The organism is Saccharothrix isguenensis (genome assembly GCF_052936305.1).
Genome location: NZ_CP193626.1, coordinates 6152502 through 6168464, shown reverse-complemented (window position 1 = coordinate 6168464; position 15963 = coordinate 6152502). Strand labels below are relative to the sequence as shown.

18 protein-coding genes are annotated in these 15963 nt (G+C 72.6%); 17 read left to right on the top strand and 1 reads right to left on the bottom strand.

Going from position 1 to position 15963, the window contains the following annotated elements:
• The first annotated feature begins 4 nt into the window (after positions 1-4).
• The 9 genes from ACRAKI_RS27370 (at position 5) to ACRAKI_RS27330 (ending at position 9488) form a co-directional block, all read left to right on the top strand.
• Positions 5-925 (top strand): NAD kinase, encoded by a 921-nt coding sequence (locus ACRAKI_RS27370; RefSeq protein WP_447003373.1) that lies wholly within the window; start codon positions 5-7, stop codon positions 923-925.
• Between the two features lie 67 nt (positions 926-992).
• Positions 993-2774: a DNA repair protein RecN gene (recN, locus tag ACRAKI_RS27365; RefSeq protein WP_447008529.1), complete on the top strand. Its 1782-nt coding sequence runs from the start codon at positions 993-995 to the stop codon at positions 2772-2774.
• Complete coding sequence (locus ACRAKI_RS27360) at positions 2771-3433, top strand: hypothetical protein (RefSeq protein WP_447003372.1); 663 nt, start codon at positions 2771-2773, stop codon at positions 3431-3433. Before recN ends, ACRAKI_RS27360 begins: the two co-directional genes overlap by 4 nt.
• Positions 3430-4110, top strand: a complete 681-nt coding sequence (locus ACRAKI_RS27355) for a hypothetical protein (protein ID WP_447003371.1) — start codon at positions 3430-3432, stop codon at positions 4108-4110. Before ACRAKI_RS27360 ends, ACRAKI_RS27355 begins: the two co-directional genes overlap by 4 nt.
• Before the next feature lie 139 nt (positions 4111-4249).
• Positions 4250-5434: a putative cytokinetic ring protein SteA gene (gene steA / locus ACRAKI_RS27350; protein WP_447003370.1), complete on the top strand. Its 1185-nt coding sequence runs from the start codon at positions 4250-4252 to the stop codon at positions 5432-5434.
• Positions 5431-6369: a copper transporter gene (locus ACRAKI_RS27345; protein WP_447003369.1), complete on the top strand. Its 939-nt coding sequence runs from the start codon at positions 5431-5433 to the stop codon at positions 6367-6369. Before steA ends, ACRAKI_RS27345 begins: the two co-directional genes overlap by 4 nt.
• A gap of 336 nt (positions 6370-6705) precedes the next feature.
• On the top strand, positions 6706-8394 hold the full coding sequence (locus ACRAKI_RS27340) for a CTP synthase (RefSeq protein ID WP_447003368.1): 1689 nt from the start codon (positions 6706-6708) through the stop codon (positions 8392-8394).
• Positions 8391-9014 carry an NUDIX domain-containing protein gene (locus tag ACRAKI_RS27335; RefSeq protein ID WP_447003367.1) on the top strand — a complete coding sequence of 208 codons (624 nt, stop codon included), beginning with the start codon at positions 8391-8393 and terminating at the stop codon, positions 9012-9014. Before ACRAKI_RS27340 ends, ACRAKI_RS27335 begins: the two co-directional genes overlap by 4 nt.
• A gap of 108 nt (positions 9015-9122) precedes the next feature.
• Complete coding sequence (locus ACRAKI_RS27330) at positions 9123-9488, top strand: DUF2752 domain-containing protein (RefSeq protein WP_447003366.1); 366 nt, start codon at positions 9123-9125, stop codon at positions 9486-9488.
• Here ACRAKI_RS27330 and ACRAKI_RS27325 read toward each other — a convergent pair.
• Complete coding sequence (locus tag ACRAKI_RS27325) at positions 9477-10121, bottom strand: DUF1707 domain-containing protein (protein WP_447003365.1); 645 nt, start codon at positions 10119-10121, stop codon at positions 9477-9479. The genes ACRAKI_RS27330 and ACRAKI_RS27325 overlap by 12 nt on opposite strands.
• Before the next feature lie 80 nt (positions 10122-10201).
• Here ACRAKI_RS27325 and ACRAKI_RS27320 point away from each other — a divergent pair, with 80 nt between their 5' ends.
• From ACRAKI_RS27320 to ACRAKI_RS27285, 8 genes are all read left to right on the top strand, one after another.
• A complete protein-coding gene (locus ACRAKI_RS27320; RefSeq protein ID WP_447003364.1) occupies positions 10202-10408 on the top strand; it encodes a hypothetical protein in 207 nt (68 codons plus the stop codon).
• An 86-nt stretch (positions 10409-10494) separates the two neighbouring features.
• A complete protein-coding gene (xerD, locus tag ACRAKI_RS27315; RefSeq protein WP_447003363.1) occupies positions 10495-11376 on the top strand; it encodes a site-specific tyrosine recombinase XerD in 882 nt (293 codons plus the stop codon).
• A gap of 99 nt (positions 11377-11475) precedes the next feature.
• Positions 11476-11877, top strand: a complete 402-nt coding sequence (locus ACRAKI_RS27310) for an ArsR/SmtB family transcription factor (RefSeq protein ID WP_447003362.1) — start codon at positions 11476-11478, stop codon at positions 11875-11877.
• A gap of 93 nt (positions 11878-11970) precedes the next feature.
• Positions 11971-12945 carry a ParA family protein gene (locus ACRAKI_RS27305; RefSeq protein WP_447003361.1) on the top strand — a complete coding sequence of 325 codons (975 nt, stop codon included), beginning with the start codon at positions 11971-11973 and terminating at the stop codon, positions 12943-12945.
• Entirely contained in the window at positions 12942-13262 is a 321-nt protein-coding gene (locus ACRAKI_RS27300) for a hypothetical protein (protein ID WP_447003360.1), read from the top strand. The genes ACRAKI_RS27305 and ACRAKI_RS27300 overlap by 4 nt, the downstream gene beginning before the upstream one ends.
• A gap of 65 nt (positions 13263-13327) precedes the next feature.
• Positions 13328-14158 (top strand): segregation and condensation protein A, encoded by an 831-nt coding sequence (locus tag ACRAKI_RS27295; RefSeq protein ID WP_447008528.1) that lies wholly within the window; start codon positions 13328-13330, stop codon positions 14156-14158.
• Positions 14159-14223: 65 nt separating this feature from the next.
• Positions 14224-14997 carry an SMC-Scp complex subunit ScpB gene (gene scpB / locus ACRAKI_RS27290; protein WP_447008527.1) on the top strand — a complete coding sequence of 258 codons (774 nt, stop codon included), beginning with the start codon at positions 14224-14226 and terminating at the stop codon, positions 14995-14997.
• On the top strand, positions 14990-15766 hold the full coding sequence (locus ACRAKI_RS27285) for a pseudouridine synthase (RefSeq protein ID WP_447003359.1): 777 nt from the start codon (positions 14990-14992) through the stop codon (positions 15764-15766). Before scpB ends, ACRAKI_RS27285 begins: the two co-directional genes overlap by 8 nt.
• Positions 15767-15963: the final 197 nt, after the last annotated feature.

The following is a 15963-nucleotide window of genomic DNA, read 5'->3' as shown; positions in this document are numbered from 1 at the left end:
CGCGGTGAACGTCGCGGCGACCGGCGGTCCGGTGACGAGGGAGATCCTGCTGGTCGTCCACACCGGACGGCGCAGCAACGTGCTGGTGGCCCAGGAGGTCGCGGCGCGGTTCGCGGCGGGCGGGGTGCGGCTGCGGGTGCTGGAGGACGAGGCGCCGGAGCTGGACCCGTCCTGCTTCACGCAGGTGGTGCTCGCCGACGAGAAGGCCGCCGAGGGTACCGAGCTGGTGTTCGTCCTCGGTGGTGACGGCACGCTGCTGCGCGCGGCCGAGTTGGCGCGGGCGGCGGGGGTGCCGGTGCTGGGGGTGAACCTGGGCCGGGTCGGGTTCCTGGCCGAGGCGGACTCCGACGCGCTGTACGAGGCGATCACGCACGTCATCGACCGGGACTACGAGGTCGAGGAGCGGATGACGGTCGACATCACGGCGTCGGTGAACGGCGACGTGCTGGAGACCACGTGGGCGCTGAACGAGGCCAGCGTGGAGAAGAGCACGCGGGAACGCATCCTGGACGTGGTGGTGGAGGTCGACGGCCGACCGGTGTCGGCGTTCGGCTGCGACGGCGTGCTGGTGGCCACCCCGACCGGGTCGACGGCGTACGCGTTCTCCGCGGGCGGGCCGGTGGTGTGGCCGGACGTGCAGGCCCTGCTGGTGGTGCCGAGCAACGCGCACGCCCTGTTCGCGCGGCCCCTGGTGGTGTCGCCGGGGTCGGTGGTGGCGCTGGAGGTCGACCCGGAGGGTCACCCGGCGGTGCTGTGCGCGGACGGCCGCCGCACGGTGAACCTGCCGCCGGGGGCGCGGGTCGAGGTGGTCGGCGGCCGGACCCCGTTGCGGCTGATCCGGCTCCGGCAGGGGCCGTTCACGGACCGGTTGGTGGAGAAGTTCGGGCTGCCGGTGCAGGGGTGGCGCGGCCCCTCGGCCGGCTGAAGATCAAGTAGGGCGCACCGGCCCCCGAGCACACGCTTTGCCCGTGTCGCCCAGTAGTGTTCGGCACGTGCTGGCCGAGATGCGCATCCAGGGCCTCGGTGTGATCGACGAGGCCACCCTTGAGCTCGACGCCGGTTTCACCGTGGTGACGGGCGAGACCGGTGCGGGCAAGACGATGGTCGTGACCGGGCTCCACCTGTTGGGCGGTGGCCGGGCCGAGGCGTCCCGCGTGCGCAACGGCGCGGACAAAGCGGTGGTGGAGGGGCGGTTCCACGCGCCCGCGGGCAGCCCGGCGGCGAAGGTCGCCGAGGAGGTCGGCGGCGAGCCGGACGACGACGGCAGCGTGATCGCGATCCGCACCGTCGGCGCCGACGGCCGCTCCCGCGCCCACCTGGGCGGCAGGTCCGTGCCGGTCGGGGTGTTGGCGGAGCTGACCGAGCAGCTGCTCGCGGTGCACGGGCAGAACGACCAGCTGCGGCTGCTGCGGCCGACCGAGCAGCGCGCCGTGCTGGACAGGTTCGCCGGTGACGAGGTGGCCGAGCCGCTGCGGGCGTACCGGAAGGTGCGCGACGAGTGGCTGCGGGTGGCGACGGAGCTGACCGAGCGCACCGCCCGGTCGCACGAGCTGGCCCGCGAGGCCGAGATGCTGCGGCACGGCCTGGCCGAGATCACCTCGGTCGACCCGAAGCCCGGTGAGGACGAGGAGCTGGTCGCCGAGGCGCGTCGGCTCGCCGACGCCGACCAGTTGCGCGAGTCCGCGTCCGGCGCGCAGTACGCGGTGGCGGGTTCACCGGACGGCGACCCGGACGTGCCCGGCGCGCTGGGGCTGATCGGCGAGGCCCGGCGGCGGCTGGTGGCGTCCGACGACCCGCAGCTGCGCGGGATGGAGTCGCGGCTGGTCGAGGCCGAGACGCTGCTGGCGGACGTGGGCGCGGAGATCGCGTCGTACCTGGAGCACCTGGACGCCGACCCGGCGCGGCTGGAGCAGGTGCTCGCCCGCCAGGCCGAGTTGAAGTCGTTGACGCGCAAGTACGCGGCGGACGTGGACGGCGTGATCGCGTGGGCGCAGGACGCGTCGTCGCGGCTGGCCGGGTTGGACACGTCGGACGAGGCGTTGGCGGCGTTGGCCGCGCGGCGCGACGAGCTGGCAGTGGAGCTGGCCGGGTACGCGCGGCAGGTGACGGCCGCGCGGGTCGCCGCGGCGGAGGAGCTCGGCCTGGCGGTGTCCGAGGAGCTGACCGGGCTGGCCATGCCGCACGCCACGGTCGAGGTGGCGGTGCGGCCGAGGGTGGCCGAGCAGGGTGACCCGCAGGCCGTGGACGTGGACGGGCAGCGGCTGCACGCGGGCACGGGCGGTGTGGACGACGTGGAGCTGCGCTTGATCGCGCACCCCGGCGCGCCCGCCCTTCCGGTGCACAAGGGCGCGTCCGGCGGTGAGCTGTCCCGGGTGATGCTGGCGTTGGAGGTCGTGCTGTCGCACTCCGACCCGGTGCCGACGCTGGTGTTCGACGAGGTCGACGCGGGTGTCGGCGGTCGGGCGGCGGTGGAGGTGGGCCGCCGGCTGGCCCGGTTGGCGCGCAGTCACCAGGTGATAGTGGTGACGCACCTGCCGCAGGTCGCCGCGTTCGCGGACCGGCACCTGGTGGTGGACAAGACGGCGGACGGCGTGCTGACGCGCAGCGGTGTGCGCAGGCTGGACGAGTCGCAGCGGGTGGTCGAGCTGGCCCGGATGCTCGCCGGCATGGACTCCACCGACACCGGTCGGGCGCACGCCGAGGAGTTGTTGGCGGCGGCGAAGGCCGACAAGGAGAGCGTGCCCGTGGTGCGCCGCAAGGCGCGCAAGAGGTGAGCCGGAGACTGCTCGGGGTGCTGCTGCTCGTGGCGTCCGCGGCGGCGGCCGTGGTCGGCACGTTCCTGCCGTTGTACTGGACGGGCAGCGTTTTCGGCGACCGCGAGGAGACCAGGGTCGGGTTCACCGCGACGTCGTGGCGCGTCACCACGGGGTCCGCGGAGCTGGACGTCGACATGGTGGTGGGGCAGAGCCCCCAGTACGGGGTGCCGATCGTGTTCGCGGCGGTGCTGCTGCTGGTCGCGGCGGCGCTGGTGTTCCTGCCGGAGCACCAGAGGTTGGCTGCCCGGTACACGGCGGTCGGCGGCGCCGGTCTGCTCGTCGGGTCGGTGTGGGGAACGGGCGTGGTGGTGGTGACCGCGCTGTCGCAGGAGAATCCGCACGCGCCGCGCAGCTACATGGTGGAAGTCGGCGAGGGCACGGTGCTGTTGATCGCGGCGGCCGTGGTCGCGGTGGTCGGCGCGGTGCTGATCCACGGCCAGCGCGCGGAGCCGCGTCCCGAGGGAGCGGTGGTGTACCGGGTGGACGAGGGCGGGGACGACATGGACACCCCGCCGTTCGGGATGCCGGTGGTCGGGATGCCGGTCGCGGAGGTGCCGGTGGTCGAGATCGCGCCGATCCCCGAGACGGTTCCGGCGGGGCGCGAGGGGGACGGGTGAGCCGGCGGCTGCTCGGTGCGGTGCTGCTGCTGGCGGCCGGTGTCGGCGCCGCGGTCGGCACGTTCCTGCCGCTGTACTGGGAAGGCGCCCACGTCGGGGTCGACTCGCTGCGGGTGGTCACGTCGTCGTGGAAGCTGGAGCTCCAGAACGTGTCGCCGGAGTTCGCCGACATGCCGCCTTGGCAGAGCCCCCGGTTCGGGGTGCCGATCGCGGTGTCGGCGGTGCTGCTGGTGGTCGCGGCTGCGCTGGTGCTCCTGCCGGAGCACCAGCGGCTGGCGGCTCGTTACCTCGGGGTCGGCGCGACGGGCCTCATGGCCGGCTCGGTGGCGGCGACGGGGATGTACGTGAGGGCGATGGTCGGCAACGCGCCGCCGTCCGACGACATCGGGACGTACTCCGGTGGGGTGGGCGAGGGCCTCCTGGTGCTCGTCGCGGCGGTGGTGGCCGCGGTGGTCGGCGTGGTGCTGATCCACGGCCGCCGTGCGGAGCCGCGTCCCGAGGGAGCGGTGGTGTACCGGGTGGACGAGGGCGACGACGACATGGACACCCCGCCGTTCGGGATGCCGGTGGTCGGAATGCCGGTCGCGGGGGCGCCGGAGGTGCCGGTGGTCGAGGTCGCGCAGATCCCCGAGTCCGAGTACGAGCGGCCCACCGGGGGGCCCGACCACACCAGGTGATACTCCGAGTGGCCGAGCGGACCGGCGTCACCCTACCGGGTTAATCTGTCCACTGTGGAATGGTGACGGCACTGACCTGCCCGGATTCGTTCGGCGTGTTGCCCGTGGAACCGCGCGCGAGGTGAGTCACCATCGGTTCATGAAGCTCTCCGCGTTGCTCGGCCGCACGAACCGCGAACTGCCCGGGGTCGTCGGTGTGGCGCGGGTCGATCGCCGTTCCGGCGACCTGCTGCGCCGGCTGAGTCCCGGTGACGTCGCGGTGCTCGACCACGTCGACATCGACCGCCGCACGGCCGAGGCCCTGGTGCACGCCGGGGTGGTGGGCGTGGTGAACGCGTCGTCGTCCATCTCCGGCCGGTTCCCGAACCTCGGCCCGGAACTGCTGCTCGATGCGGGCATCCCGCTGGTCGACGGTGTCGGTACGTCGGTGCTGCGCGACCTGCGGGACGGCACGAAGCTGCGCCTGCACGAAGGCGTGATCTTCGTCGGCGACAAGGAGGTCGCGCGGGGCGCCGAGCAGACCGCCGAGTCGATCGCCGACGCGATGATCGAGGCCAAGGCGGGCATGGCCGCGCAGCTGGAGGCGTTCTCCGCGAACACCATCGAGTTCCTGCGCCGGGAACGGGCGCTGATCCTCGACGGCGTGGGTGTGCCCGAACTGGTCGTGCCGGTCCGGGACCGGCAGGTGCTGGTCGTCGCGGGCGGTCCCACGCACGCCGACGAGCTGCGCAAACTGCGCAAGTACATCCGGGAGTACCGGCCGGTGCTGATCGGCGTCGACGCGGGCGCGGACACCCTGCACGCCGCCGGGTTCAAGCCGGACGTCATCGTCGGCGACCCGGACGCCATCAGCACCGAGACGTTGAGGTCCGGCTCCGAGGTCGTGGTGCCCGCGCAGGTCGACGGCCACGCGCCGGGGCTGGAGCGCATCCAGGACCTGGGGATCGGCGCGGTGACGTTCCCCGCGACGGGAAACGCCGAGGACCTCGCGCTGCTGCTGGCGGACGCGCACGGCGCTTCGATGGTGGTGACCGTCGGCCTCCAGGCCGGTCTGCGCGAGTTCCTGGACCGCGGGCACTCCGGGTCCAACCCGTCGACGTTCCTCACCCGGCTCAAGCTGGGCAACAAGCTCGTGGACGGGCACGCCGTCGCCGCGCTGCACCGCAGCCGGGTGTCGCTGGGTGCGATCGCGTTGCTGGTGCTGTCCGCGGTCGTCGTGATGGTCGCCGCGCTGGCGGTGTCCGGGGTCGGCCAGGTCTACGTGGACCTGGCGGCCGACGCGTTCCGATCCGTCGTCGACTGGTTCAGGGGGTTGTTCGCGTGATCTCGCTGCGCTACCACATCGTCTCCATCACCGCGGTGTTCCTGGCGCTGGCGGTCGGGGTGGTGCTCGGCTCCACCGCCATCAGCGGCCGGTTGCTGTCCGGGCTCAACGACGACAAGAGCGCGTTGGGCGAGGAGGTCGCCGCGCTCCAGGCCGAGCGCAACGCCATGGACGCCCGGCTCGCCGACTCGGACCGGTTCGCCGCCTCGGTCGGCCCGCTCGCGGTGAAGGGGCAGCTGGCGGAGCGGACCGTCGTGGTCGTCACCACCGCCGACACCACGCCGAACGACCGGGACGCGCTGACCGAGCTGCTGCGCGCGGCGGGCGCGACGGTGACCGGCGAAGTGCAGCTCACCGAGTCGTTCGCCGACCCGGACAAGGCCGACCAGCTGCTGAACCTGGTCGCCCGGCTCCAGCCCGCCGGCACCCAGCTGCCGACCGGCACCGACCCCGGCACCCGGGCGGGCGCGCTGCTCGGCACGCTGCTGCTGATCAGCAAGGACGACAACCAGCCGCAGGCCACGCCGGACGAGACGGCGGCGGCGCTGGGCGGGCTGGCGAGCGCCGGTTTCGTCAAGCCGGGTCAGAACCTGCGGCCGGCCCAGCTGGCCGTCGTGCTGACGGGTGGCGCGGTGCGGGGCGACTCGTCGGCGGACCGGGCGGCGACGGTGGCGCGGTTCGCGAGCCAGCTCGACCGGTCCGGCGCGGGCGCGGTGCTGGCGGGCGGCTCGGGTTCGGCGGACGGGACCGGCGCGGTCGGCGTGGCGCGGGCGGACACGGCGTCCACGTCGGTGCTGTCCACGGTGGACAACGTGGACACGGCCGGCGGGCGGGTGGTGACCGTGCTGGCGTTGCGGGAGCAGCTGGAGGGCAGGTCGGGGCGGTACGGGGTGGCGGGCAACGCCGAGGGCATCGCGCCCGGGGCCGTGGGCTGACCCTGCCGGTCCCCGGTGCCGCTGCCGGTTCCGCCACGGCTGCCGGTCCGGTGCCGGGTGCTGGTGTCGGGTGCCGATGCCCAGGTGCAGGTGTGGCTGCTGTGCCGGTGTCCTGCGCGTTCCGACGTGTTGCCGGGTGTTTCCGGGTGGTTCACCGGCCGGTGGCGCGCGGTCCGGGCGGTCGTAGGCCATCCGAGTGACACGCCACCGGGCCTGCCGGCGCGCTGGGTGACCGGCGGCGTGTTAGCGTTAGGGCCCGTGGACAGGGCGCTGAGCTGTGCGGAACCGCCGCAGCCGGTCCCCTTGCGGACATCCAGACCACGGGGAGCCTCTTTGGTGCAGCAGGCACGTACGACCAAGCACGTTTTCGTCACCGGGGGCGTGGCGTCGTCCCTCGGCAAGGGGCTGACCGCGTCGAGCCTCGGACAGCTGCTCACCGCACGTGGACTCCGCGTGACCATGCAGAAGCTGGACCCGTACCTCAACGTGGACCCGGGCACGATGAACCCGTTCCAGCACGGCGAGGTCTTCGTCACCGACGACGGCGCGGAGACCGACCTGGACATCGGCCACTACGAGCGGTTCCTGGCGCGCGACCTGTCCGGTGACGCGAACGTCACCACCGGGCAGGTCTACTCCGAGGTCATCGCGAAGGAGCGGCGCGGCGAGTACCTGGGCGACACGGTCCAGGTGATCCCGCACATCACCGACGAGATCAAGCGGCGCATCCGCGCCATGGCCGAGCCGGGCGCCGACGGTGTCACCCCGCACGTGGTGATCACCGAGGTCGGCGGCACGGTCGGCGACATCGAGTCGCTGCCGTTCCTGGAGGCGTGCCGGCAGGTGCGCCACGACGTCGGCCGCGACAACGTCTTCTTCCTGCACGTCTCGCTGGTGCCGTACCTGGCGCCGTCGGGCGAGCTGAAGACCAAGCCGACGCAGCACTCCGTCGCGGCGCTGCGCAACATCGGCATCCAGCCCGACGCGATCGTGTGCCGGGCCGACCGGGAGATCCCGGACGCGCTGAAGCGCAAGATCGGCCTGATGTGCGACGTGGACACCGACGCGGTGGTGGCGGCGGTGGACGCGCGGTCCATCTACGACATCCCCAAGGTGCTGCACGGCGAGGGCCTGGACGCGTACGTGGTGCGGCGGCTCGGGCTGCCGTTCCGCGACGTCGACTGGACCGTGTGGGGCGACCTGCTGGAGCGGGTGCACAACCCGTCCGAGAAGGTCCGCATCGCGCTGGTCGGCAAGTACGTCGACCTGCCGGACGCCTACCTGTCGGTGACCGAGGCGCTGCGCGCGGGCGGGTTCGCCCACCGCACCAAGGTCGAGATCGTGTGGGTCCCGTCGGACGAGTGCCAGACGCCGTCCGGCGCGGCGCACGCGTTGGGCGGGCTGGACGCGATCCTCATCCCCGGCGGTTTCGGGGTGCGCGGCATCGAGGGCAAGATCGGTGCGATCACGTACGCGCGGACCCGGGGCCTCCCGTTGTTGGGGCTGTGCCTGGGGTTGCAGTGCATGGTGATCGAGGCGGCGCGGAACCTGGCGGGCATCGCGGACGCCAACTCGTCCGAGTTCGAGGACACCGGCACGCCGGTGATCAGCACCATGGCCGACCAGGAGGACGTCGTCTCCGGGCAGCGCGACATGGGCGGCACCATGCGGCTCGGGGCCTACCCGGCGTCGCTCGTGCCGGGGTCGCAGGTCGCCGCGGCCTACGGGTCGGTGGACGTGTCCGAGCGGCACCGGCACCGGTACGAGGTGAACAACACCTACCGCTCGCAGTTGAGCTCGGCGGGGCTGGTGTTCTCCGGGACGTCGCCGGACGGGCGGCTGGTGGAGTTCGTGGAGCTGCCGGCCGACGTGCACCCGTTCTTCGTGGGCACGCAGGCGCACCCGGAGCTGAAGTCGCGTCCGACCCGTCCGCACCCGCTGTTCGCGGCGTTCGTGAAGGCGGCGCTGGACTACCGGCTGGCCGACCGGCTGCCGCTGTCCGAACCGGCGGGGGCGGCGCAGTGACTTCTCCGAGGCACGCGTTCTCGACGGTGTCGTCGCGGGACGTGCACGTGGGGCGGGTGGTCGCGTTGCGGGTTGACGAGGTCGCCATGCCCGGTGGTGGGACGGCGTCGCGCGAGGTGGTGGAACACCTCGGTGCGGTGGCGGTGGTGGCGTTGGACGAGAACGGCGCGGTGACGTTGATCCACCAGTACCGGCACCCGTTGGGGCGCCGGCTGTGGGAGTTGCCCGCCGGGTTGCTGGACGGGGGTGACGAGACGCCGTTGGCCGCCGCTCGGCGTGAGTTGGCCGAGGAGGTCGGGCTGGCGGCGTCGGAGTGGGTGACGTTGGTGGACGTCGCCGTGTCGCCGGGGTTCACCGACGAGGTGGTGCGGGTGTTCCTGGCCCGCGGGCTCACCGCGGTGGACCGCGAGGTGCAGGGTGAGGAAGAGGCCGACTTGGAGGCTCGCGGCTTCCCGTTGGCCGAGGCGGTGGACATGGTCCTGGCCGGGGAGATCGTGAACGGCCCCGCCGTGTCCGGCCTGCTCGCCGCGCACACCGTGATCACCGGCGGCGCCTCCGGCCGCCCGTCCGACGCTCCCTTCCCCGACCGCCCCACCCACTTCGCCTCCCGCTCCCGCTGACCCTCTTCCCATGCGAGTCGAACCTCCACCTCCGCGTGAGTCCTGCGTTCGCGTTCTCGACGTAGGACTCACGCGGAGGGTGGGGGTGTGGGCGTGAGGTCGGGTGGGGTGCGGGGACCGTTGGCCGTGGTGGTGGCCGCGGTGGGCGGGTGTGGGGTGTTGCTGGTCGTGGACCCCACCGAGCCGGGCGCGCTGCTGCCGCCCTGTCCGCTGTTCGCGTTGACGGGGATCCAGTGCCCGGCCTGCGGGTCCACCCGGATGGCGCACGCCTTGCTGCACGGTGATCCGGTCGCGGCCTGGCAGTTCAACGCCGTGATGCTGGTCGCCGGGCTGCCGCTGCTGGCGTGGCTGTGGGTGCGGTGGTTCCGGGCGGCACGCGCCGGTCGGCCTGCGCCGCCGGTGTCGCGGAAGGTCGGCGTGCCGGTGGTGGCGCTGGCCGTCACGTGGATGCTCGTGCGGAACCTAGTCGCGTAGCTTGCGGCCCTCGCCGTCCGTGCCGCCGTTGACCAGCAGGAAGATGCCGTCGATCAGGGACCAGATGCCGAACCCGCCGCACGTCAGCAGCTGGGCGATGCCGATCGCGGTGTCCCCGATGTAGAACCGGCCGATGCCGAACGGCAGCACCAGCTGCAGCACGCCCGCCGCGATGCGCGACTTGTCCGACAGCGGCTCGCCGGTGAGCGGGTCCACGCCGTAGGGGGCGTTCGGCGGGTAGCCCGGGTAGCCGGGCCGGCCGTACGGCGACGCGTGGCCCTGGCTCATGTCCGGGTAGCCGGGAGCCGGGTAGCCCGGAGCCGAGTAACCGGGAGCCGGGTAGCCCGGAGCCGGGTAGCCCGGAGCCGGGTAGCCGGGTGTGGAGTAGCCGGGGTCCGAGCCGCCCGGCGGGTGAGTGGGCGGGTACGTGGGCGGGAGGAACACCGGGTGCGGCTGCGGCAGGTCCTGGAACAGGGCCGCCAGCTCCTGCGCCGTCTGGGCCGCGGACGCGTAGCCGACGCGCTGCTCGTACTCGCCGATCTCCAGCCGACCTGCCGCGAAGTGGTCGTTCAAGGCGCTGATCGCCTCTTCGCGCTGCTGGTTGCCGATGCGCACCTGGTGTGGTTCCGACACCGGGCAAACGCTAACAGCCCGCGGGCACCGGTCGAGCCGGAACTCGCGGGCAGACCTACGCTTCGGGGGTGCCGGCCGGAATGCCTCGTGAGGTGAATCCCGAGTTCCGGGTGGAGGTCACCCCGGACGCGGTCCGGCGCGGCTCGACGCGGGCGTTCGTGGAGTTCACCCTGCCGTGCGTGACCGCGTTGGCGGGCAAGGGCTCCGGACCGGCGACCAGCGCGCCCGACCACGTGCCCGACCACGTGCCTGCCTACGCGCCCGACCACGTGTCGGACCAGCGGTGAACGGTGGCGAGGCGGCGGGATTGTCGGACCCCGGCGGTAAGGTGAAAGCAGGGGACCCCCTGGCGGGGACCCCTGCGGGGCGTGCGATGGGCGCCTACCTGGACCACCTGGCGGTGGAGCGGGGCACGGCGCGCAACACGCTCGACTCCTACGGCCGTGATCTGCGGCGGTACGCCGAGCACCTGGCCGGCAAGGGCCTCACGGACCTGGCGGACGTCACCGAGCCGGTGGTGGGCGACTTCCTCGCGACGCTGCGGGAATCCGGCCTGGCCGCTTCGTCCGCCGCACGCACCCTGGTCGCCGTGCGCGGGCTGCACCGCTTCACCCACCGCGAAGGCCTCACGCCGCACGACCCGGCCCGCGCCGTCCGCCCGCCGACCCCGCCGCGCCGACTGCCCAAGGCACTGCCCGTGCACGACGTGCTGAAGCTCCTCGAAGTCCCCGGCGACACCCCCGCGCAGCTCCGCGACCGTGCCCTGCTGGAACTCCTGTACTCCAGCGGCGCGCGGATCTCCGAGGTCGTCGGCCTCGACGTGGACGACGTCGACGCCACCGAGCGCACCGTGCTGCTCGACGGCAAGGGCGGCAAGCAGCGCGTCGTGCCCGTCGGCCGCCCCGCGCTCCAGGCCCTGGACGCCTACCTGGTCCGCGCCCGCCCCGCACTGGCCAAACGCGGCACGCCCGCCCTGTTCCTCAACGCGCGCGGCGGCAGGCTGTCCCGGCAGACGGCGTGGCACGTCCTCAAGACCGCCGCCGAACGGGCGGGCATCGACGCCCGGGTCTCCCCGCACACGCTGCGCCACTCGTTCGCCACCCACCTGATGGAAGGCGGCGCCGACGTGCGGGTCGTGCAGGAGCTGCTGGGCCACGCCTCCGTGACGACGACGCAGGTGTACACGCTGGTCACGGTCAACACCTTGCGCGAGGTCTACGCGACCGCCCATCCTCGCGCATCGGGTGGAACATGAGGGCTCCACAGGTACCGTGTGCGCACCTGACCGGGTGCTCCACCCACGATCACAGAGTCCGACGAGGACAGAGCCCGACGAGCTGGAGGTGCCGACCAGGTGCCGAACTTGGACGAGCCCGAGCGCCGTGCGATCGAGCTGGGCGCGGTGCTGCACGCGTTGAGCGATCCGACCCGGCTGGCGGTGGTGCGGCAGATCGAGACCGATGGCGAACGCCTGTGCGGCGCGCTCACGGTGGACGTCGCCAAGTCCACCCTGTCGCAGCACCTGCGCGTGCTGCGGGAGGCGGGCATCACCCGTACCAGGGCGCGCGGGAACCAGCGCTGGGTGTCGCTGCGCCGCGACGACCTGGACGAGCTGTTCCCCGGGCTGCTCGACGTGGTGCTCCGCGCGGCCGACCGCACCTGTGGCCGTCCGGACGTCCGTCCGGAGGGACGCGCCGACGTCCGGACAGCCGAGCGGACCACCGCGGCGGCCGGTGGACCGGGCACAACGCGCTGAGAACGGTTGCGCGCGCTTCGGCGAGGCGCGTTGCCGGTGGACCCCGGTGTGCCTAGGCTTCGCCCAGGCAGAGGACTAGGAGTCGGGAAGGCGATGTCGACACCGGAGCACGCGGGCCAGACGTGGGGCGCGCCCCCACCGCCCCGTTCACCGTCCGGTGTGCCGCGCGCCTCGGTCGAGCTGAGCCTCGCCCCGCACGCCGCACCCGCGGACGAGGACCACACCGAGCAGGTAGCGGGCGACATGGGGCCGACCGGCCGGCCGCTGCGCAAGATCGCCGATCCGCCGCTGGTCGCCGGGCACGGTCCGGCGAAGATCCTCGCGGTGTGCAACCAGAAGGGCGGGGTCGGCAAGACCACGTCCACGATCAACCTCGGCGCGGCGCTGAGCGAGTACGGCCGGCGGGTGCTGCTGGTCGACTTCGACCCGCAGGGCGCGCTGTCCGTGGGCCTCGGCGTGCACCCGCACCAGCTCGACCAGACGATCTACAACGTGATCATGGAGCGCAACGTCGCCGTCGGTGACGTGATCATGCAGACCCCGGTCGAGGGCATGGACCTGCTGCCGAGCAACATCGACCTGTCCGCCGCGGAGATCCAGCTGGTGTCCGAGGTCGGCCGGGAGCACACGCTGGTGCGCACGCTGCGGCCCGTCATCGAGCACTACGACTACGTGCTGGTGGACTGCCAGCCGTCGCTCGGCCTGCTCACCGTCAACGCGCTCGCGGCTGCGGACGGCGTCCTCATCCCGCTGGAGTGCGAGTTCTTCAGCCTGCGCGGGGTCGCCCTGTTGATCGACACCATCGAGAAGGTCAGGGAGCGGTTGAACCCGAAGCTCGAGATCACCGGGATCCTCGCCACCATGTACGACCCGCGCACCCTGCACTCCCGCGAGGTGATGGCGCGGGTGGTCGAGGCGTTCGGCGACGTCGTGTTCGACACGGTGATCAACCGCACGGTCCGGTTCCCGGAGACGACCGTCGCCGGCGAGCCGATCACCAGCTGGGCGCCGCGCTCGGCGGGTGCCAAGGCCTACCGCGCGTTGGCGCGCGAGGTGATCGCCCGGTGACCCGACGCCCATCGCTGCCGGGCGCGTCCGAGCTGTTCCGCCTCACGACCGCTCCCGCGCCCGCCGACGTGCCCGCACCGGAGCAGCCGGCGCAGCGGCGCGGCACCGGGCGGCAGAAGCACTCCACGAAGATCACCGTGTACGTGTCGGACGAGGAGCTGCTGGCGCTGGAGCACGCGCGGCTGGCGTTGCGCGGCGAGCACGGCCTGGCGGTGGACCGGGGCCGCGTGGTCCGCGAGGCCATCGCGATCGTGCTGGACGACCTCGAAGGACACGGCGAGGACTCGCTGCTGGTGCGTAGGTTGCGCGAGCGGTGAGCGGTGACGCACCCGGAACGGAACCCGAGGTGGCGGTCGGGGCTGACGTGCGGGCCGGTGCTGACGTGCGGGCCGGTGCTGACGTGCCGGTCGAGCCCGCGCCGCCCGGCGACGGCCGGTTCAAGGTCAAGCTGACCAACTTCGAGGGCCCGTTCGACCTGCTGCTCCAGCTGATCTCGCAGCACACCCTGGACGTGACCGAGGTCGCGTTGCACACCGTCACGGACGACTTCATCGCGTACATCCGGGCGTTGGGCGACCAGTGGGACCTGGACGAGACGACCGAGTTCCTGGTCATCGCGGCGACCCTGCTGGACCTCAAGGCGGCCCGGCTGCTGCCGCAGGGCGACGTGGAGGACGAGGACGACCTGGCGTTGCTGGAAGCGCGGGACCTGCTGTTCGCGCGGCTGCTGCAGTACCGGGCGTACAAGCAGGTCGCGGCGCTGTTCGCGGAGCTGGAGCGGGGCGCGTACCGGCGTTATCCCAGGTCGGTGGCGTTGGAGCAGCGGTACGAAGGTCTGCTGCCCGAGGTGATGCTGGGGGTGGACGCCCAGCGGTTCGCCGAGATCGCGGCGGTCGTGTTCCGGCCCAAGCCGCCGCCGACGGTGTCGACGTCGCACATCCACCAGCACCGGGTGTCGGTGCGCGAGCACGCCGAGGTGCTGCGCGCGCTGCTGGCGGAGGCGGGCACGGCGACGTTCGCCGAGCTGATCGCCGAGTGCACGGAGACGATGGAAGTCGTGGCGCGGTTCCTGGCGCTGCTGGAGCTGTACCGGGAGCGGGCGCTGGCGTTCGAGCAGCCGGATCCGCTCGGCGAGCTGCGCATCACGTGGGTCGGCGGGACCATCGAGGAGGCGCAGGCGGAGGCCCGCGACGAGGACGAGGAGTACGGGTGAGCGACCACCGAGCAACCAGGCCGCCCGAGCCAGCCGGGCAGGTGGGCGAGGCGGGGCAGGTCGCGATGGAGTCGGTCGCCGCCGGGTACGAACCGGCCATGCCCGCGGAACCCGATGTGTCTGTCGCGGCCGCGGAAGTCGGCGCTCTCGAACCGACCGCGCCTGCCGAAGCCGACGTGCCCGAGCCCGTCGTGGATGCGGAGCCGTCCTCGCCCGAGACCCGCGTGCCCGAACCGGAAGCCGACTTGCCCGAACCCGAGGCTGAGGCTGAGGCTGAGGAGGGCGGGTTGCCGGACCTCTCCGGCGACGCCGAGTTCGAGGGCGCGCTGGAGTCGATCCTCCTCGTCGTGGACTCCCCGATCTCCGAGGAACAGCTCGCCGGCGTCCTCGACCAGTCCGTGAAGCGCGTCACCGCCGCCCTCCGCCGGCTGGCCGCGCGGTACACCGAACAGGGCAGCGGTATCGACCTGCGTAGAATCGGTGACGGCTGGCGGTTCTACACGCGGGACCGCTTCGCGCCATTCGTGGAGAAGCTGCTGCTCGACGGGCAGCGCGCCAAGCTCACCCGGGCCGCGTTGGAAACCCTCGCGGTCATCGCCTACCGGCAGCCCGTGACCAGGGCCCGCATCGCGGCGGTGCGCGGGGTGAACGTCGACGGGGTCATCCGCACGCTCGTCGCGCGCGGCCTGATCGCCGAGACGGGCACCGACTCCGACACGGGTGGCATCCTGTACCGCACGACCGAACTGTTCCTGGAGCGGTTGGGGCTGTCGTCGTTGGGCGACCTGCCGCCGATCGCCCCCCTGCTGCCCGAAGTGGATGCGATCGACGATGTCTGACCAGGCCGTGCCGAATTCCTCGGCGCCGAACCCCTCGGAACACCACGAGGGGATCCGGCTCCAGAAGGTGCTCGCCAAGGCGGGCATCGCCTCCCGGCGGGTCGCCGAGGAGCTGATCGAACTCGGCCGCGTGCAGGTCGACGGCGAGGTGGTCACCGAGCAGGGCCGCCGCGTCGACCCGGACACGGCCGTGGTGCACGTGGACGGGGTGCGCGTGGTCCTCAAGGAGGACGTGGTCACCCTCGCGTTCAACAAGCCGCGCGGCGTGCTGTCGACCATGCACGACGACTCGCACCGCCCGTGCATCGGCGACTACCTGCACAACCGCAAGGAACGCCTGTTCCACGTCGGCCGGCTGGACGCGGACACCGAGGGCCTGCTGCTGCTGACGAACGACGGCGACCTGGCGCACCGGCTGATGCACCCGTCCTACGAGATCTCCAAGACGTACCTCGCCGAGGTGCCCGGCCCGATCGCGAAGGACCTGGGCAAGCGGTTGCGCGCGGGCATCGAGCTGGAGGACGGTCCGATCCAGGTCGACTCGTTCAGGCTGATCTCGGCGATGCCGGGCAAGGCGCTGGTGGAGGTGGTCCTGCACGAGGGCCGCAAGCACATCGTGCGCCGTCTGCTGGACCACGTCGGCCACCCGGTGATCGGCCTGGTCCGGACCGCCGTCGGCGAGGTGCGCCTGGGCAACCAGCGGCCCGGCTCGATGCGCGTCCTCAACCGCCAGGAAGTCGGCTCCCTCTACAAGGCCGTAGGCCTGTAACTCCTCCCCGCGCGAGTCGTCCACTCACGCACCCTGAACCCTCCGCTCGCGCACCCTGAACCTTCCAGTCGGACACCTCTAGCCGTCCACTCGCACGCCGGAGTGGACGGCTAGAGGTGCGTGAATGGTCGGTTCTAGGTGTCCGACTGGACGACTCGCGCCGGGAAGATCACAACCTGAAGTTTCACCACCACTCG